Source organism: Veillonella sp. oral taxon 158 (assembly GCF_018376515.1).
Lineage (GTDB): Bacteria > Bacillota > Negativicutes > Veillonellales > Veillonellaceae > Veillonella > Veillonella rogosae.
This window is the reverse complement of the sequence record NZ_JAHABE010000001.1, coordinates 178,974-197,454: the sequence shown is the minus strand read 5'-3', so window position 1 is coordinate 197,454 and position 18,481 is coordinate 178,974. Positions and strand designations below refer to the sequence as shown.

Below are 18,481 nucleotides of genomic sequence, written 5' to 3'. Positions count from 1 at the left end.
CTAGATTAGATTGTTCCCACTACAATGGTCACATTATCTCCTGCTCCGACTTCATAAACAGTATCCATCAATGATTCAACAACCATCATGTTATCATCAGACGATTGCAATGCAGAGGCAATTACATCATCTGTTACATAGCCACTTAATCCATCAGTACAGAGTAAAATACGATCACCGGGAAGAATCGACTCAATGCCACTATCAACCTCTAATACTTCATCGACACCGACAGCGCGTGTCAATAAATTACGTTGAGGGTGACTTAGCATTTCATCCTTTGTAATCTCTCCAGCAGTTAATAATTCTTGTACCATAGAATGATCCGTAGTAATTTGTCTTAAAAGACCATCCCTATATATATACAAACGACTATCACCAACACTTGCCCAATATAACTGATTATCTTTTATTGCTGTAACTACAGCGGTAGTCCCCATACCAGCAAGGCGTTCTTCACTAGCCACGCGATTAACAATGCGTTGATTAGCGTGAATGATAGCGTCGCATAAATCTTGTTGACCCACCGTTTCAAGGGAGGCCAAATATTCTCTTATTTCATCTACAGCATACGTACTAGCGATTTCACCACCGCTATAACCACCCATGCCATCAGTGACAGCGCAAACGTTACCATCAATAAAGAAACGGTCTTCATTGCGCTGCCGCACAAGTCCAATTTTACTTAAACCAACAAAATTATTCATGATTCTCCTTTTTCCGACCATGAGCAGCTTTTAATTGCCCACATGCGGCTTGGATTGCATCGCCCATTTCCTTTCGTACCGTTACAGATACTCCATAGGAACCAACGATGTCTTTAAATGTATTCATATTCGTAATAGATGGTTTATATAATTCAATATGTTCATTGCCGTTAACAGGAATTAAGTTAACATGACAATTTGGAAAATCCTTACAGATTTGTCCCAATGCATGAGCCTCCTCCATAGATGCATTTACAGAATCTATGAGGATATACTCAAAGGTGATACGACGTTGTGTTGTATCATAATAATATTTTACCGCATCTAAGACTTCCGTCAATTCATAACGGGCACCAACGGGCATGATACTACGACGTACTTCATTATTTGTAGCATGTAATGAAAGGGCCAACGTTATAGGCAAACCTTCATCAGCTAATTTATAAATATTAGGAACCCAACCACAAGTGGAAATAGTCATCTTACGATAACTAATATTACAAATTACCGGCTCGTGTAACAATTGCAAAGCTTGTAACACATTATCATAATTTTGTAATGGCTCCCCTGCACCCATAACAACAACAGAATGTATTTGTTCTTTAGTAAGAGCTCCAAAAATAACGACTTGACCAAGGATTTCAGCCACTGTTAAGTCGCGGTATAAGCCACCTTGTGTAGAGGCACAGAATACACAGCCCATAGCACAGCCTACTTGTGACGAAACACATACTGAGTAACCATAGTGTTGCTCCATCAAAACAGCTTCTACTCGGCTTTGATCTGTCATCTCCAATAGGATTTTTCTAGTCTTTCCATCTGGAGATATAGATTCTGTAATTAATGTAGGCAAAGAGATAATACAATTATCACTTAACCATTGACGCAATTCTTTTGGGAATTGTGTCATTTCTTGAAAATCGAACACATATCTATGATAGATATAGTCGATTAACTGTTTCGCTCGAAACTTTTGTATATTATGGGTCTTAAAGATAGATTGTAATTCTTCTAAAGACTTACCCAATAATTCTATCATGGTACTCCATTTCTTATATTATGATAGGCGTTTCATACGAGCCATAAAGAATCCATCCATATGATCTCGCGGAGGATATGTCAAAATCATACCATCTATAGCCGGTGGTAACCCTTCATAGGATACAGGGTCGATAACAAAGTTCTTATGAGTTGCTAGAAATTTTTCCAATACATCCTCATTTTCCCCTCTATTGATAGTACATGTGGAATATACTAAATAGCCATTAACCTTAACCATTTCAGACGCTTTTTCTAATATTTCAAGCTGTAATGGAGGTAATTCATTTAGTAAGTCCTCTGTTTTACGCCATCGCATATCTAATTTCTTTTGTAATATGCCAAGGCCAGAACAAGGGGCATCAACTAAGACACGATCAAATTGTTCCTTCCAATTATCAGGTAAAGATCGACCATCTTGTAATTTAGTAGAAACAATAGATACGCCTAATCGTTCTGCATTCTGATTCATAAGATCTAACTTATGGTCATAAATGTCACAACTCATAATAGCGCCCGTATTATTCATAAGGCTAGCCATATGCATAGACTTACCACCTGGTGCGGCACAGCAATCTAAGATACGTTCCCCTGGTTGAGGATCAACTACATGGGCAACGAGCATAGACGCTTTATCCATAAAGGTAATATGACCTTCTATAACTGGTTTTGCTTTTTCTAAGTGCCCTTGGTGACTATCAATATACACTACTTCAGGAATATCTTTATCTTGTTCAATAGTCCATCCTAGATTTTGTAGCTCTTTTATACAATCCTCGATTGATACTTTCACCGTATTAATACGTGCTGTTAAACGAGGTTGTTCATTAAACCAAGCACATAGGTCTACGGTCTTATCTTTGCCCATTTCATTCATCCACAAATTGACAAGCCATAACGGTTGATTGTAGATGAAAGAAATCTCTTCGGCTTCAGACTTAGCAAGTTCACCAATAGAAATACTATCGCATTCACGCAAAACGGATCGCAATACAGCGTTTACAAAACCAGATAATCCTCGTGTTAACTTCTTAGCAAGTTTAACAGATTCATTGACCGCCGCACTTTCAGGAACCTTATCCATGTAGATAATTTGGTAAATCCCAAGTCTAAGGATTTCCACAACCATAGAAGAAAGTTTCTTCAAAGGTCGTTTTGCAAAGTGAACAATTATGGCATCTAAATAATTTTTTCTACGAATAACACCATATACAAGTTCTGTAAAAAACCGTCGATCCAAATCGGATAAATGATATTTTTGTAAATACTCTTGCAACTTAATATTTGCATAAGCACCATTACGATTAATATCGCTCAATGCTTTCACAGCAAGCAACCGAATATTCTGTTGTTGGTTATTCTTTACTTCTAACATCACTATTCCTACCAATCAATTGTTCTACTACTGCACGAACACGTTCAGGATCTACGGTTGTATTACAACACGGCCCATTAGGACGTTCATTTAATACGCCAATAACTGGGATGGGAAATACATCAGCCATACCGCTTGCTAAATCTCGTTCGCAAGCTATTGCTACAATAGCTTTTGGCCGCGCTTCCTTTACCTTCATTCGCGCTAAAGTACCTCCAGTGACAACTATAAATTGACACCCGTAGTCTTTAGCCACTTGTAATAAGCTACCAACTTGACATCGCCCACACTGCTTACAGTTGTATACGTCATGTGTAACCTTATGAACACACGAGCTTTCTTGTAGACAATGTGGCGTCAATAATAATATACGTTCTGGATCAACCGTATACATATCAAGCATCACAAGATGATTAATTAAATCAATCATAGACTGACGAAGTTGATCCTTAGTAACCCCTCTCACCTTACCGATAGCCAAGGTTAATGGAAATAGTCCATATATAAACTGATTGGCTAATCTTAAAACAATAGGATGTAACCGTATAATACCTAAAGTTGCAACAATAAGAGATAAACACAATAACCATATAATACCTATCAGAATAGAAAGAACTATACTACTCATAACAGGTGCAATAGGATGTAATTGTAATAACCCAGGTTCTAATACATACATTAGAAAACCAAGTACTGCAGTGAGCAAAGCACATGTAATAGTTGATAATATTAGGTATAACGGATACGTTTCGTACTGTTTAATTTGAGTCCCCAAAAACGATACCTTCCTTTATCTGATGTCCATTAATAAAATCTGTAGCAGAAATGCGCTTTTTATTTTCTGGTTGGACTTCTGTTAATAGAATTATATTTCCATCACCACAAAATACACCTAAACCGTCTATTTTAGATACGATTGTACCAGGCACAGTTGTGGCTGATATAGCAATTGGTACATGTTTACCACGGATATCTATCAAACAGTGAGTCGTATCACTTGGAACCACTTCTCCAGACCATATTTTTAAACGTTTTCCATCGAGGTAAGTATAACATCCAGGTGCTGGATTAAGTCCTCTAATAAGATTTACAATTTCATTTGCAGGCTTAGACCAGTCTATTTGCCCCATTTCTTTTGTAATCTTAGCAGTATATGTAGCCATTGTATCATCTTGTGGCGTCGCCACAATTTCCCCATTAACCCAACGAGTTAATACGGGAACAATTGTTTCACCACCAAGCTCCGCTATACGTTCAAATAACTGTCCTGTCGTTTCACCAGGTAAAATATCAGTCTCCACGATATCGATAATATCACCGGTATCAAGTCCGTCATCCATGTGCATAATGGTAACACCTGTTTTAGTATCCCCATTTAGAATGGCATAGTGAATCGGCGCAGCCCCTCTATAGTTAGGCAAAATAGAAGCATGTACATTGATACACCCATATTGAGGCAATCGAATTAGCCATGGCGGTAAGATTTTACCATATGCAATAACTACTACTACATCAGGTTTTAATGCTTCTAATTCTGCTTGCACTTGCTCATCCCGTAAAGTAACAGGTTGATAAACAGGTAAGTTATGTTTTAAAGCAGCTACCTTTACCGGTGGCATTTGAACTTGTTTGCCACGACCCTTTTGTTTATCTGGCTGACAGTACACACCAACAATAGTATGTCCTGCTTGAATTAGCGCTTCTAAAGTGGGAACAGAAAAGTCTGGCGTTCCCATAAAGACAATACGTAAAGGATTATGATTAGACAATTTCTTTCTCCTCTGGATGATCTGCAATCAATCGTAAGTTTGTCGCTTTTTCTATAAATAAATGACCCTCTAAATGATCGATTTCATGCTGGAAAATACGAGCTAAGAAGCCTTCCGCTTTAATAGTAACCTTTTTGTTATGTGGATCAATACCTTTAACGGTGATCTTATTAAAACGTTCTACATCTCCATAATAACCAGGTACACTTAAACACCCTTCAGGTCCTACTTGAGAGCCTTCAGCATGTGTAATTTCAGGATTAATTAATGCAATAAGGCCACTACCAACTTGATCGTCTACTACGATAATTCGTTTAGAAACAGCTACTTGAGGTGCAGCAAGACCTACACCTTCCGTTTTATACATAGTTTCAGCCATATCATCGATAAGGGCTCTAAGTTTTTTATTAACATGTTCTACAGGTTCCGCTACTTGTTTCAAAACGGGATGACCTGCTTTTACAACATCTAATACTGCCATTGACACTCCTATACTACACAGGATCCACGTCAATCAGAAGCCCTTCTTGCGTGAAAACCCATGAGTTATATATATATTCTTTCAAATTCGTTAAATCAGTACCACGGATCATAATCGCTAAGCGATACATGTCCCGTACCTTTTTTATAGTTGCTTCGTAAGGACCATTAATAAGAATATCTTCATCCCCTTTATGAGCCTCCAAATCATCTACTATTCGATTTGCAATAGACTCTAAGGTTTCCATATCTTGATGACGCACTACCATGTGAATCATTTCTCTAAATGGAGGATATCCTAAAGCTTTTCTATTTTGAATTTCTTCATGGTAAAAGCCTACATAATCATGAGCCTTACTCTTTATTATAGCATAATTTAACGGATTATATGTTTGTATTACAACACTGCCTGTTTTATCCCCTCGACCAGCACGCCCAGAGGTTTGGGTAAGCAAATCAAAAGTTCTTTCAGAAGCAGTATATACAGGAATATTTAAAACCGAATCAGCTGTTAAAATACCAACCGCTGTTACATCTTTAAAGTCATGACCTTTAGATACCATTTGGGTTCCCAATAAAATATCGTATTTATGAGCTCCAAAGTCATGTAAGATATCTTCTGCCATTTGTTTGTTTTTAGTTACGTCTTGATCAAGGCGGGCAATGCGGGCCGATTTAAAATGACGTCGCAACTCTTCCTCTACCTTTTGTGTACCTGAGCCAAAGAATTTAATGCGTTTACTATTACACTTTGGACAAACCGTAGGAATCGGTTCGTGATGTTCACAATAGTGACAGCGCAATTCCTCACCTGATTGATGATAGACCATCGCTACATCACAATGAGGACACATAATAGTTTCCCCGCAATCGCGACACATTACAAAGGTACTATAACCACGTCTATTCAACAGAATAATCATTTGATTATGTTCATGTAATGTTTTCTCAACCAACCTATTCATAGCGTCAGAAAAAACAGAGTAATTGCCATGAAGAATTTCTTCCTTCATATCAACAATAGTTACCTTTGGCATAGGTTGTTCAAAAATACGATGAGGTAGCTCAAGCAAATGATACTCGCCTTGCTTAGCTTTATAGTAAGAAGTAATAGCTGGTGTAGCAGAACCTAAAATCACAGGACAATTATGTGCTTCACCACGCCATAAGGCAACATTACGGGCATGGTATCGAACCATATCTTCTTGTTTATAAGATGTATCATGTTCTTCATCCACAACAATAAGACCGATATCCTCAGCAGGAGCAAACACAGCCGAACGGGCACCAATAATAATATGACTATCCTTACGACGCAACCGTTCCCAATTATTATTGCGTTGTTGTACCGTCAATTTACTATGGAATACGACAACTTCATCGCCAAAGGTTTCCACAAATCGTCGCACAATTTGATCGGTCAATATAATTTCAGGCACCAAGATAATAGCAGTCTTATCTTGACTAATACATTTTGCTGTAGCTCGTAAATATAATTGAGTTTTACCGCTACCGGTTACACCATGAAGTAAGAAGGTTTTATGCTCATGACTATTCATAGCCTCTTGTATAGGCTCATATACGGATTGTTGAGCTTGAGTAAGAGGAATATTCACCTCTTCCGTTAAAAGCTCCGTAAAGGTCGTTTTTGTGGCTTTAAAACGTGATTCAATAGTAATCCCTTTAGCTTCACTTACTTGTTTTATGACCATGCGAGAAAAGCCTTTAGCTAATAATAGTGCCTTGGACGCACCACCGACTTCAAGTAAGTATTGCGCTAATTCACGTTGTTTCTTTTTTCGTTCACTAAATTGATCTATTGAAAAATCAGGCATAACTACAAGCCATTCTTCTTTTGGTGCCTCATAGGATTTCAATGTTTTATTTACTGTAAATAATCGTAGTGCATCACCATAAGAAAAAAGATAATACTCATTTAAACGTCGTGCCGTATCCATCATTTCTGGTGTAAACCAAGGCTCACTATCTAATACTTGCACTATATTTCGCAACGTGAACTCAGGTGGCTCAACTAATTCTTCATAACCAATGAGGATTCCTTCTTCACGACTATGACCTAAAGGAATGAGTACGCGAGTACCAGGTAGTACGTTACCAAACTTTTCAGGCATTAGATAGCTCAATGGTTTATGAAGTTGTTTGGCAGGTCTGTTAATAATAACTTGTGCTACACGCATAGACTCATATCCTTTCATTTACTATAAAAGGTCTCAGTAGAAATTCTACTAAGACCTTTTGTATTATAAGCCAGCTTCAGCTTTTAAAATTGCTGCTTTGTCAGTACGCTCCCAAGGTAAATCTACATCAGTTCTACCAAAGTGACCATATGCTGCAGTTTTGCGATAATGAGGTTTTAACAAATCAAGCATTTCAATAATACCTGCTGGACGAAGGTCGAAATGTTTCTTAACGAGTTCTTGAATTTTGGTTTCCTCAATGCGAGCTGTACCAAACGTATCCACCAATACAGATACAGGATGTGCAACGCCAATAGCGTAAGCAACTTGTACTTCACATTTATCAGCAAGACCTGCTGCTACAACGTTTTTAGCTACATAACGAGCTGCATATGCTGCAGAACGGTCTACTTTAGATGGATCTTTACCAGAGAAAGCACCACCACCATGACGAGCCATACCACCGTAAGTATCTACAATGATTTTACGGCCAGTTAAACCAGCATCACCATGAGGGCCACCGATTACGAAACGACCAGTTGGATTGATGAAGTATTTAGTATTTTCATCAACAAATTCTGCAGGTAAAGCCGCATCGATAACATAGCGTTTCAAATCAGTTTTAATTTGTTCTTGAGTTACTTCAGGGCTATGTTGTGTGGAGATAACAATTGTATCAATACGTTTAGGTTTACCATCAACATATTCAACAGTAACTTGAGTTTTACCATCTGGACGAAGATATGTTAAAGTGCCATCTTTACGAACTTCCGCCAAACGACGGGACAAGCGGTGTGCCAAAGAAATTGGTAAAGGCATGAGTTCAGGTGTTTCATTAGATGCATAACCAAACATCATACCTTGGTCACCAGCACCAATTTTATCAAGTGCTTCACCATTACCTTCTTTAGATTCAAGTGCTTCATCAACGCCCATAGCGATATCAGCAGACTGTTCATCAATGGATACAAGGACACCACAAGTATCACAGTCAAAACCGAATTTTGCACGTGTATAACCAATTTCACGAACTGTATCACGTACGATGCGAGGAATATCTACATAAGTGTGAGTAGAAATTTCACCTACTACATGAACTAGACCAGTAGTAACTAAAGTTTCACAAGCTACACGAGCAGTTGGATCCTTTTCAATAATCGCATCCAAAACAGCATCAGAAATTTGGTCAGCTATTTTATCTGGATGGCCTTCAGTAACAGATTCAGAAGTAAAAAACATATGTTTTTCAGCCATTTTATCCTCCTAATACGAAAAAAAGCCTCTCATGTACTCATGAGAGACCCTCCCATCTAACGACATTTGTCATAGGAATTAGCACCTTTTCCCCTTGGAATGGTTGCTGTAGCTTCACAGGGCCTATCCCTCCGCTACTCTTGATGAGTTACAGAAATATTATAGTGTATTTACAGTGAGAAAGCAAGTCATTATTATACTTCTTTACCATCTTTTAAGGCTAAATCATGTTCAGCTTTATGAAGAGCACTTTCAAACAGTCGATACATATGATGACGTCCTAGAACATCTAAAAAGTCAGATTTATACATTTCTCTACGAATATCATAACTCACATCGCTAAGTAAAACTTCAATGCCTCTCTTTTGAAGTTCTTCTATGATGCCTCGCAGAATACGTAATCCCGTCAAATCTACAAACGGCACCTTTACAAAACGAATAATTAAATATTTTGGATCTTTATGTATAGAACTTAAGGCTCTATCAAAAGCGCTGATGGCACCAAAGAATAAAGGTCCTTCCACGGTATATACCATAATGTCAGGATGAAGTGTTATTTCGTGCTTAATTTGTTCAGATAATTCAGCACAACTCGCTTCATGGACATCGATAGTATTAACCATTTTACGCATAAACTGTAAGACTGCAAGGACCACACCAACGTTTACAGCAACTACCAAATCGGTAAAAATCGTTAAGAAAAAGGTGAGCAATAAGATTATCTGATCTGGTCTTGGTGCTAAGATGAGCATTCGTATAAAACGCGGTGCATCACTCATATTATAAGATACTACAAACAATATTGCTGCCATAGATGCTAATGGAATGTAGACAGCATAAGGAGCTAAAAATAATAAAATAGCCCCTAATGTAATAGCGTGAACAATACCTGCTATTGGAGAATTACCGCCTTGCCGAATATTGGTAGCCGTTCGAGCAATTGCACCTGTGGATGCAATACCGCCGAACAAAGGTGCAAAAATATTGGCTAACCCTTGTCCAAATAGCTCCGTATTAGACTCATGCTTAGTACCACTCATACCATCTGCCACTACTGCAGACAATAAGGACTCAATAGCACCTAGCATGGCAATTGTAAAAGCTGGACCAATTAATGTCAAGATTTTATCAACATCAAAGTGTGGCACGGAAAATGCAGGTAAGCCTTGTGGAATACCACCAAAAGCACTACCTATAGTCAAAACGGTAGGAAACTGATAAACAGCTTGTATGACTGTAGCGACCATCATGGCTACAATAGGAGCTGGAACTTTATTAATATAAGGAATTTTCGGCAAAACTAATAAAATGATTAAACTCAGTAAAGCAATCCCTAAGGTTGGTATATCAGAATACGGCAATGATTGAATCATAGCCCATAATTTTTCATGGAAATGAGGTATATACGGTAACTGAGGGAATCCAAAGAAGTATGGCCATTGGCCTACCCAAATAGTAACACCGATACCCGCAGTAAAGCCCATAATAACCGGCGTTGGTATAAATCTAATAACAGTACCTAATTTGGCTATACTCATTAAAATAAGCATAACGCCAGCCATCATGGTTGCAATTTGCAAGCCATCAAAACCATAATTAACAACGATACTGCTCAATAAGACAATAAAGGCTCCTGTAGGCCCTGCTATTTGCACGGGTGAGCCGCCAAACAAAGATACAAAGATACCGGCAATAATAGCCGTATAAATACCAGCTTGAGGTGTAACACCACTAGCGATAGCAAAGGCCATAGCTAAAGGTAATGCTACTACTCCTACCACTAAGCCAGCAGTAATATTATTACTCCATTTATCTTTACTTAAGGACCCATTTAAATATGCTTTTTGAATAGCAAACATATAAACAACACACCTTTCTCAAACTACACACAAAAAATTTGATATTAGGGGTGTTTATTTGCTACTAACTCAACTACTTCCTTCATAATATATTGAGCTAATTCAGATTTCTTCATATTAGCCATTTCTTTAGGATCTTTATCAGGATATAAGAAATAACCTTCGTTTGTATCTACGTTAAATCCAGCATTAGATTTACTTACATCGTTTGCTACAAGCATATCAAGATTTTTTCTAGCAACTTTATCTTGACCATACTTGATTACATGCTCTGTTTCTGCCGCAAAGCCAACAAGGATTTGATGTTCTTTTTGAGAGCCTAAGCCTTGTAAAATATCTGGATTTTTTACAAGCTCTAGCGTCATAGACTCCATTTTCTTAATCTTTTGCTCCGCTTTATGAAGCACTCTAAAATCGGAAACCGCTGCCGCCATAACCACAACATCTACATTTTTATATCTAGATTCAACAGCTTCTTGCATGGAAAGTGCAGAATCTACTGGAACAAATTCAACACCACTTGGTACTGATAAAGATGTAGGGGCACTCACTAAAATAACATTCGCACCCATTCGTACAGCTTGTTCAGCAATAGCATATCCCATTTTACCGCTTGAACGATTTCCAATATAACGAACTGGATCTATGTTCTCCTGAGTACCACCAGCAGTGACAAGCACTGTAGTACCTTCAAGTTCAGAAGTTTTACACAGTTGAGCTTCAAGCCATTCTACAATAGCTACAGGCTCTGGTAAGCGACCAACACCTGTAACGCCACAAGCAAGCCAACCTTCAGCTGGTTCCATAATATGATAACCCAAGGAACGTAGACCTTCTAGGTTACGTTGCGTAATTGGATTGTTATACATTTCTGTATTCATAGCAGGGCAAATATATTTAGGTGCTGTAGTTGCCAAAATAGTAGTAGTCAACATATCATCTGCAATACCAGCATAGATTTTACCAATTACATTAGCCGTAGCTGGTACTACTACATACGCATCAGCCCATGTAGCCAATGCAATATGCTCCACATCCCATTGATGCACTTGTTCAAACATGTCTAATGCTACAGGGTGACCACTAATCTCACCAAAGGTCAATGGTGATGCAATATTCGTAGCATTACGAGTCATCACAACCTTGACCTCTGCCCCTTTTTTACGAAGACGACTAACCACTTCAATTGCCTTATATGCTGCAATACCAGCAGAGACTGCGACAATGATATGTTTTCCGCGCATGTTCTTCTCCTTTTAAAAATTCCTTGTATCAAGGATACAAGGAATTGATTTATCTTATTTAATGCCTTCTTTAGTACGTTTATACGTCACTTCACCTTCGGCAATTTCATAGAATGCCAAGGAAACAGGCTTGTCAGTTGCATGTGTAGATTCAGCTAAGCATGGTTCACCATCTGTTAGTTCACGAGCTCGTTTAGCTGCCAATGTTACCAAAGTGTATTTGCTATCTACTTGACTTTCCAATTTTTTCAATGGAGGTTTTACCATCATACTATCACTTCTCCTTAGACTCTTTATATTGTTTATAAATAAATTGAATTTGCTCTTTATTGCGACTAATCTTACATGATTCAGCCCGTAAAATAGATGCAACCTTCTCTGACGCATCTGCAAGATCATCATTTACAACTATATAGTCATAGCGATGAGCTAATGCCAATTCAGAACAAGCTAATGACAATCGTTTATCAATAACCTCTTTTGCATCAGTACCACGATTATGTAATCGTTCAGATAATTCAGTTAAGGATGGCGGTACAATATAAATAAATACGGCATCACTAAAGCGTTCCTTAACTTGCATAGCACCTTGAATATCAATTTCTAATAGTACACTTTTACCATCATCTAATAAATCCATTACATGTTGTTTAGGCGTACCATAGTAATTATCATATACCTTTGCATACTCCAAGAATGCATCTTCACTGAGTAAAGTCTCAAATTCCTCCTTGGAGCGGAAGAAATAGTTAACCCCTTCCTCTTCACCAACACGCGGTGCACGTGTGGTCATAGAAACGGAATAAACTAAATTAGGCATTTCTTTACGAATATTCGCACAAATCGTACCTTTACCTGCGCCAGATGGCCCGGATATAACGATTAATAATCCTCTGTCTGACATATGTACTCCTATGATTCCACTGTATCTACATCTACATCATGTTGCACAAGTCGATGTGCTACGGTTTCCGGTTGAATTGCAGATAATACAATTTGACCACTATCCATAACTAATACAGCACGAGTCTTACGACCATATGTAGCATCAATGAGCAGGCCCTTATCTCTAGCATCTTGAACCATTCGCTTAATCGGTGCAGATTCAGGACTAATGATAGCCATAACACGGTTCGCAGATACCATATTACCAAAGCCTATATTCAGCAATTGAATACTCATTCATGGACCTCCTATTACTCTACATTCTGTACTTGTTCTCTAATTTTCTCTAACTCACATTTAAGTTGAACCACAAACTCTGTAATATTGGAATCCATAGCCTTGGATCCAATTGTATTTACTTCACGATTCATTTCTTGCAAAATAAAATCGACCTTTCGACCGATTGGATTTTCATCTGTAAGTGTGTTTTTTAATTGTACCACATGTGAGCTGAATCGGACAATCTCTTCAGTAATATCAGTCTTATCAGCTAATATAGCAATTTCCTGTAGAAAACGCTCTTCGCTGATACTTGATTCTAAAGAAACTAAATACTCTTGAATTTTACTTCTAATATGTTCACGATACGCTTCTACAGCACCAGATTTATTAGTATCAATATGAGAAATAATATTTTCTAGTGTGGCGATACGGCTCACTAAATCTTGTTGAATATGTTCACCTTCCACAGTTCGCATAGCAATCAAAGCATCTAATGCAAAACCTGTAGATTCTTTCACTATATCAGAAAGTACCTCTTCTGCAATGGGAGTATCTTGTTGTTGAATCCAATCATTAGAAATTGAATTTACAGCTTGTAATGGTACCTTTTTAGGATCATCATAAAATTCTTCTTGAACGAGCAATTCTTGAATTTGTTTTCTTAATACACTATTTATAGTAAAAGTTTTAGGTCTCTCACCTGCATCTTGAATAGAAACCGATACCTCTACCTTACCGCGATTTATACGATCTTGTACCATCCCACGAATGATACTTTCAAAAGGATTCATTTGTTTTGGACAACGTATAAATAAATCCAAGAAACGTGCATTGACGGACTTAATTTCTATCGTACAGGTAATGCCATCTTTGGTTGCTGTACCAGAACCAAAACCGGTCATACTTTTCATAAGATATCCTCCTTAGTAGTTTTTATTATTGTACCACGAATTACACAATCCGTGTTTAAATACTAAGAATTATATGTACACTATGGTATACTAAACTATACTTCTAAATAAATTTGAAAGGAGTACTATGAATTTAGACGGTCTTACCATGTCTGTACTCGCTAAAGAGCTAAATGAGCGATTACAAACTGGCCAAATACAAAAACTATATCAAATAGATAAAACTACACTATTATTTAAAATTCGAGCCCTTAATGAAGATCAAAACTTGATCATCACCGTAGGTGCTACCCCAGCCATGTATCTTAGCAAGCCACTGCAAGATTTACCAAAAGAGCCTAGCTCACTTTGTATGTTCTTACGTAAACATATCGAAGGTAGCCGCATTGTAAAAGTTGAGCAAATCAATGGGGACCGTATTATGTGTATCCAAACGGATAAACTAGAAATGGATGGTTCCATTACAAGTACACTTATTTATGTTGAGTTAATGGGCAAATATTCTAACTGTATCTTTGTTCAAGATGGAGTTATCTTAGAATCTTTAATTCATGTTTCTCCACTGATGAACCGTGAGCGTTCTATTAGCCCTAAACTTCAATACGAGTTACCACCAAATGCTAATCGCGTTAGTCTAATGGACTTTGATTATAATGAGATTAGAAATCTACTAGTCTCCTTTGGTAATGGCAGCGTTCAACAATCTATTCGCGCTATTTTTAACGGCTTTGGTAAACCTTTACTTGATGAGGTTTTATATAACGCTAATTTAAATGGTGATGAAATTATAACTGATTTAGAGGCATCACAAGTCGACAAGTTAGCAAATGCTTTGTACGATTTAAAAATGATGCTTCAAAACGGCAATGGATTACTCTCCTTAGTAAATGATAACCATAAAAAAGCATATTCTACCTTTATCTTACACAACTATAATGTTGTGAAAACATACGAAACTATTTCTGAAGCTTTAGAAGAAACAATTCACAGTACAAAAGCAATCCACACAGCGGATAAAGAGCTAGAAAAGATTTTGACGGCGGCCATCAAAAAAGAAGAAGGTCGTCACAAAAAAATTAAAGAGGAATTAGAAGACACGAATAAAATGGATACCTATAAATTATATGGTGATCTATTAATGATTAATGCACATCTTCAAGTGCAATACGAACCTTCTATTGAATTACAAAATCTTCTTTCTGATGAAGGAGAAATGCTAACAATACCATTAAAGCCAAATCTAACGATTGTAGAAAATGCACAATGGTACTACAAACTTTACACTAAACTGAAGAATCGTATGGTCAGCGGTGAGTACCAACTTAACGCAAGTACTACAAAACTTGAATACTTAAAGTCAATTTTGTATAGTATATCGCTTGCAACTACTCGTGAAAGTTTAGAGGAAATCCGCAAAGAATGTATGGATGCGGGCATTATAAAAAAATCGAAAAAGCCCCTATCCTACAAGTTAGGTAAATCTAACTACATTCACTTAACAATTGACGAAGGTGAAATGTTTATCGGTCGTAACAATCAGCAAAATGAATATTTAACGCATCGTTTTGCTAAACCAACGGACATTTGGTTCCACACGCAAGACATTCAAGGCTCTCACCTTATTCTTAGACTTAATGTTAAACCAGATGATATGATCTTATCTAAAGTAGCACAATATGCAGCCTACTTTAGTAAGGCACGAGAAACTAGTAAAGTTCCTGTAGACTATACATACATTAAAAATATCAAAAAACCGCCTGGATCGCCTTTAGGTTTTGTTATTTTTAATACACATCAAACTATGATTGTAGAGCCTAAAAAACCTGACAATTATAACGAATAAAAGAAAAACGGCTAGATACAATGTATCTAGCCGTTAATTTATATTATTGGTTTTCTTCTGTACGTTGTTCAGTCTGTTTTAAACTTTCACGATTTTGACGTAAGCTTTCCAATGTTTTCTCTAAGTTATTTTCTACGTATTTAAGAACGTCGCCAGCATATTGAATGGAGCTGGATTTCAATTCTTCAGAGGATTGATTCGCAGCATTGATAATTTGATTAGCTTGTTCTTGAGCTTGTTTAACAAGTTCACTTTCTGCTGTTAATTTAGCAATGTAGTCTTTAGCTTGATCAATCAAAGTTTCAGCTTGACGTTGAGCATCAGCTAATACTTTATCCTTATCAGCTACAATACGACGAGACTCTTCAAGTTCCAATGGTAAGGACTCTTGAATAGAATCGATAATACGCATAATTTCGTCTTCCTCAACCATACGTTTTGTAGTCATAGGAATACGGCTGCTAGATTCAATAAGAACCTCTAAATCTTCTAATAATTTTTCTGTTTTCATACAATTCACCCCTATTTATTATGGACCGTATTAAATCGTTCTTCAAGTTTTTCCTTAACATCATCCGGAACAAGGCCATCTAGTTTACCACCAAATTTAGCTAGTTCTCGAATACCTGTGGAGCTGACAAAAGAGTATTTGTTATTTGTCATAATAAATACTGTTTCGATGTCATCATCCAAATATTTCGCAAACAAAGCACGCTGAAATTCATATTCAAAGTCGCTCAATGCACGTAAACCACGAATGATAATAGTAGCATTCTTTGATTTAACATACTCGTTAAGCAAACCACCTGTACAATCAATTTCAACATTAGGAATATGTTTGACAGAATTTTGAATCATCGCAACCCGTTCTTCCATGGTAAATAAGGAATTTTTATTCGGATTCGAGCTAACAGCAATGATTAATTTATCAACTAATCGACTGCCCCGTTCAAAAATATCAACATGTCCATTAGTAACTGGGTCAAAACTACCCGGACATACACCTATACGCACAGGATTAGCTCCTTTCAGCTATGTTTACAAAATAGGAAACTATCGTATAACCAAATTTCTGTTCTTTTATACACTCCCATGATTCAGGTAAACTAAAAACCTCATCCTTATGATGTTCTAGTAATAAAACACCTTCAGGTTTTAATAAATCATAGGTCACAACCAAATCTATGGTATCTTGTATAAATCCATTCTCATATGGCGGATCAGAAAAAATATAATCGAACTGTCGTCCCACTATATAATTTTTTAATTGTGAAAGTTTCCTCGGAATAATTTCTAACCGATCATCCACACGACAATGTTTAGCATTCTCTAAAATTAATTTTCCCGTTTTAAAGTCTACCGCTACTGCATGTGCTGCACCGCGACTTAAGGCTTCAATTGCTACTGCACCAGTGCCAGAAAATATATCTAATACGTCTGTACCAAATATGCCTCTATTAGCTAATACATTGAATACACTTTCCCGAACACGATCAAGTGTAGGTCTAGTATCAACCCCTTTAGGTGCTTTTATAGCATGTCCCTTCGCAGTTCCGCCAATAATTCGCATACAACCCTCACAAGATTATACTCATTAATTATAGTATATAAATAACCAAATTAAAAGTATCTTTTATTTATGATACTTCAATTTTAATATCGCGCCCCATTAACTCAGCCAAGGCTAAAGCAGGCGATTTCTCCTCATATAAAATTTCATACAACGCTTTAGTTATAGGCATTTCAATTTGATGTTCACAAGCCATTTTATATATAATATCGGTGGCAAAAAAACCTTCCACCACCATATTTGTATGATTAATAATATAGTCCATCGTCTTACCATCTGCAAGCTTTTGACCAGCCGCACGGTTACGACCATGAGGACTCATACAAGTAGCAATTAAATCGCCCATACCGGCTAGACCAGCGTAAGTTTCTTTCTGGGCACCTAAGGCAACCCCAAAGCGAGTCATCTCATGTAGGCCTCTCGTTAATAATAAGGCCTTACAATTGTCGCCAAGTTTAAGGCCATCAACGATACCAGCAGCTAAAGCGATAATATTCTTTGTAGCACCAGCAAGTTCAACACCTATGATATCAGTATTGGCATAAATTCTAAAACTTTGGCTACATAATGCTTTTTGAAGTGTAGTAGCCACCTCTAAATCCTCTGTACTTAATACAGAAGCAGCCGGTAAATTACGCCCAATCTCTTCTGCGTGATTTGGACCAGAAAGAACAGCCAAGTGACAACCAACTGGACCTAGAACCTCTTTCATAACAGTGGTTAATAATTTACCTGTTGTTCGTTCAACCCCTTTTGAACAAAGAATATAAGATTGATTTTTATGCGCATAAGGCTTTATAGACTCCAAGCTAGTACGAACATGTACAGAAGGTGTAACCATTAAAACAACTTCTGCATTTCTAATAGAAGTCTCTAAATCAGAGCTATATAGTAACTCTTTAGGTAGCTCTACACCCGGCAAGTAATCTTTATTTTCTAAATCTTTAGCCAATTGGTCAGCAAATTCTGGGCGACGACAATATAAAGTTGTAGTATTTCCAGCTAAAACGGATTTAATAGCAAGGGCTGTGCCCCAACTACCAGAGCCTATAACAACAACATTCAT

At 37.3% G+C, this 18,481-nt stretch carries 19 protein-coding genes and 1 riboswitch; of the genes, 1 reads left to right on the top strand and 18 read right to left on the bottom strand.

All coding sequences use genetic code 11. From position 1 onward, the window contains the following. Positions 1-5 precede the first annotated feature (5 nt). The 14 genes from KH364_RS00960 to KH364_RS00895 form a co-directional block, all read right to left on the bottom strand. Entirely contained in the window at positions 6-707 is a 702-nt protein-coding gene (locus tag KH364_RS00960) for a Stp1/IreP family PP2C-type Ser/Thr phosphatase (RefSeq protein WP_273298001.1), read from the bottom strand. Then, positions 700-1,746, bottom strand: a complete 1,047-nt coding sequence (rlmN, locus tag KH364_RS00955; RefSeq protein ID WP_273298000.1) for a 23S rRNA (adenine(2503)-C(2))-methyltransferase RlmN — start codon at positions 1,744-1,746, stop codon at positions 700-702. Before rlmN ends, KH364_RS00960 begins: the two co-directional genes overlap by 8 nt. 18 nt (positions 1,747-1,764) lie before the next feature. Next, positions 1,765-3,120 carry a 16S rRNA (cytosine(967)-C(5))-methyltransferase RsmB gene (gene rsmB, locus KH364_RS00950; protein ID WP_273297999.1) on the bottom strand — a complete coding sequence of 452 codons (1,356 nt, stop codon included), beginning with the start codon at positions 3,118-3,120 and terminating at the stop codon, positions 1,765-1,767. Continuing rightward, a complete protein-coding gene (locus KH364_RS00945) occupies positions 3,101-3,895 on the bottom strand; it encodes a DUF116 domain-containing protein (protein ID WP_105097958.1) in 795 nt (264 codons plus the stop codon). The genes rsmB and KH364_RS00945 overlap by 20 nt, the downstream gene beginning before the upstream one ends. Next, a complete protein-coding gene (gene fmt, locus KH364_RS00940) occupies positions 3,879-4,889 on the bottom strand; it encodes a methionyl-tRNA formyltransferase (RefSeq protein ID WP_273297997.1) in 1,011 nt (336 codons plus the stop codon). Before fmt ends, KH364_RS00945 begins: the two co-directional genes overlap by 17 nt. After that, entirely contained in the window at positions 4,882-5,370 is a 489-nt protein-coding gene (def, locus tag KH364_RS00935) for a peptide deformylase (RefSeq protein WP_009351474.1), read from the bottom strand. The genes fmt and def overlap by 8 nt, the downstream gene beginning before the upstream one ends. 13 nt (positions 5,371-5,383) lie before the next feature. Then, positions 5,384-7,567: a primosomal protein N' gene (gene priA, locus KH364_RS00930; protein WP_273297995.1), complete on the bottom strand. Its 2,184-nt coding sequence runs from the start codon at positions 7,565-7,567 to the stop codon at positions 5,384-5,386. 63 nt (positions 7,568-7,630) lie between these two features. Next, a complete protein-coding gene (gene metK / locus KH364_RS00925) occupies positions 7,631-8,821 on the bottom strand; it encodes a methionine adenosyltransferase (protein WP_009351502.1) in 1,191 nt (396 codons plus the stop codon). Between the two features lie 49 nt (positions 8,822-8,870). After that, positions 8,871-8,971, bottom strand: a riboswitch (SAM riboswitch). A 44-nt stretch (positions 8,972-9,015) separates the two neighbouring features. Further along, entirely contained in the window at positions 9,016-10,680 is a 1,665-nt protein-coding gene (locus KH364_RS00920; RefSeq protein WP_273297993.1) for a SulP family inorganic anion transporter, read from the bottom strand. Between the two features lie 44 nt (positions 10,681-10,724). Further along, the gene (gene coaBC, locus KH364_RS00915) at positions 10,725-11,924 is read right to left on the bottom strand and encodes a bifunctional phosphopantothenoylcysteine decarboxylase/phosphopantothenate--cysteine ligase CoaBC (protein ID WP_273297992.1); all 1,200 of its coding nucleotides are present in this window, start codon (positions 11,922-11,924) and stop codon (positions 10,725-10,727) included. Between the two features lie 54 nt (positions 11,925-11,978). Beyond that, entirely contained in the window at positions 11,979-12,194 is a 216-nt protein-coding gene (gene rpoZ, locus KH364_RS00910) for a DNA-directed RNA polymerase subunit omega (protein ID WP_004695660.1), read from the bottom strand. 4 nt (positions 12,195-12,198) lie between these two features. Further along, on the bottom strand, positions 12,199-12,828 hold the full coding sequence (gene gmk / locus KH364_RS00905; RefSeq protein WP_265137292.1) for a guanylate kinase: 630 nt from the start codon (positions 12,826-12,828) through the stop codon (positions 12,199-12,201). Between the two features lie 8 nt (positions 12,829-12,836). Continuing rightward, on the bottom strand, positions 12,837-13,106 hold the full coding sequence (locus tag KH364_RS00900; RefSeq protein WP_004695657.1) for a DUF370 domain-containing protein: 270 nt from the start codon (positions 13,104-13,106) through the stop codon (positions 12,837-12,839). Between the two features lie 14 nt (positions 13,107-13,120). After that, a complete protein-coding gene (locus tag KH364_RS00895; protein WP_105097951.1) occupies positions 13,121-14,002 on the bottom strand; it encodes a YicC/YloC family endoribonuclease in 882 nt (293 codons plus the stop codon). A 127-nt stretch (positions 14,003-14,129) separates the two neighbouring features. Between KH364_RS00895 and KH364_RS00890 the strand changes: the two genes are divergently transcribed. After that, positions 14,130-15,845, top strand: a complete 1,716-nt coding sequence (locus tag KH364_RS00890; protein WP_273297989.1) for an NFACT RNA binding domain-containing protein — start codon at positions 14,130-14,132, stop codon at positions 15,843-15,845. Positions 15,846-15,888: 43 nt separating this feature from the next. Here the strand turns inward: KH364_RS00890 and KH364_RS00885 are convergent, their stop codons facing one another. From KH364_RS00885 to KH364_RS00870, 4 genes are all read right to left on the bottom strand, one after another. Continuing rightward, positions 15,889-16,356, bottom strand: a complete 468-nt coding sequence (locus KH364_RS00885) for a hypothetical protein (protein ID WP_005386756.1) — start codon at positions 16,354-16,356, stop codon at positions 15,889-15,891. An 11-nt stretch (positions 16,357-16,367) separates the two neighbouring features. Next, positions 16,368-16,859, bottom strand: a complete 492-nt coding sequence (gene coaD, locus KH364_RS00880) for a pantetheine-phosphate adenylyltransferase (RefSeq protein ID WP_105097949.1) — start codon at positions 16,857-16,859, stop codon at positions 16,368-16,370. 4 nt (positions 16,860-16,863) lie between these two features. Then, positions 16,864-17,415, bottom strand: coding sequence for a 16S rRNA (guanine(966)-N(2))-methyltransferase RsmD (gene rsmD / locus KH364_RS00875; RefSeq protein ID WP_105097948.1), 552 nt, complete (start codon positions 17,413-17,415; stop codon positions 16,864-16,866). A gap of 67 nt (positions 17,416-17,482) precedes the next feature. Next, entirely contained in the window at positions 17,483-18,481 is a 999-nt protein-coding gene (locus KH364_RS00870) for an NAD(P)H-dependent glycerol-3-phosphate dehydrogenase (RefSeq protein WP_105097947.1), read from the bottom strand.

Excerpts from the sequence above, each read along its gene's own strand:
- KH364_RS00900 (WP_004695657.1), bottom strand. The coding sequence starts at position 13,106 with ATGAGTATTCAATTGCTGAATATAGGCTTTGGTAATATGGTATCTGCG.
- rsmD (WP_105097948.1), bottom strand. The coding sequence starts at position 17,415 with ATGCGAATTATTGGCGGAACTGCGAAGGGACATGCTATAAAAGCACCT.
- KH364_RS00885 (WP_005386756.1), bottom strand. The coding sequence starts at position 16,356 with ATGAAAACAGAAAAATTATTAGAAGATTTAGAGGTTCTTATTGAATCT.
- KH364_RS00895 (WP_105097951.1), bottom strand. The coding sequence starts at position 14,002 with ATGAAAAGTATGACCGGTTTTGGTTCTGGTACAGCAACCAAAGATGGC.
- KH364_RS00960 (WP_273298001.1), bottom strand. The coding sequence starts at position 707 with ATGAATAATTTTGTTGGTTTAAGTAAAATTGGACTTGTGCGGCAGCGC.
- rpoZ (WP_004695660.1), bottom strand. The coding sequence starts at position 12,194 with ATGATGGTAAAACCTCCATTGAAAAAATTGGAAAGTCAAGTAGATAGC.
- metK (WP_009351502.1), bottom strand. The coding sequence starts at position 8,821 with ATGGCTGAAAAACATATGTTTTTTACTTCTGAATCTGTTACTGAAGGC.
- KH364_RS00920 (WP_273297993.1), bottom strand. The coding sequence starts at position 10,680 with ATGTTTGCTATTCAAAAAGCATATTTAAATGGGTCCTTAAGTAAAGAT.
- gmk (WP_265137292.1), bottom strand. The coding sequence starts at position 12,828 with ATGTCAGACAGAGGATTATTAATCGTTATATCCGGGCCATCTGGCGCA.
- KH364_RS00870 (WP_105097947.1), bottom strand. The coding sequence starts at position 18,481 with ATGAATGTTGTTGTTATAGGCTCTGGTAGTTGGGGCACAGCCCTTGCT.
- def (WP_009351474.1), bottom strand. The coding sequence starts at position 5,370 with ATGGCAGTATTAGATGTTGTAAAAGCAGGTCATCCCGTTTTGAAACAA.
- priA (WP_273297995.1), bottom strand. The coding sequence starts at position 7,567 with ATGCGTGTAGCACAAGTTATTATTAACAGACCTGCCAAACAACTTCAT.
- rsmB (WP_273297999.1), bottom strand. The coding sequence starts at position 3,120 with ATGTTAGAAGTAAAGAATAACCAACAACAGAATATTCGGTTGCTTGCT.
- rlmN (WP_273298000.1), bottom strand. The coding sequence starts at position 1,746 with ATGATAGAATTATTGGGTAAGTCTTTAGAAGAATTACAATCTATCTTT.
- coaBC (WP_273297992.1), bottom strand. The coding sequence starts at position 11,924 with ATGCGCGGAAAACATATCATTGTCGCAGTCTCTGCTGGTATTGCAGCA.
- KH364_RS00890 (WP_273297989.1), top strand. The coding sequence starts at position 14,130 with ATGAATTTAGACGGTCTTACCATGTCTGTACTCGCTAAAGAGCTAAAT.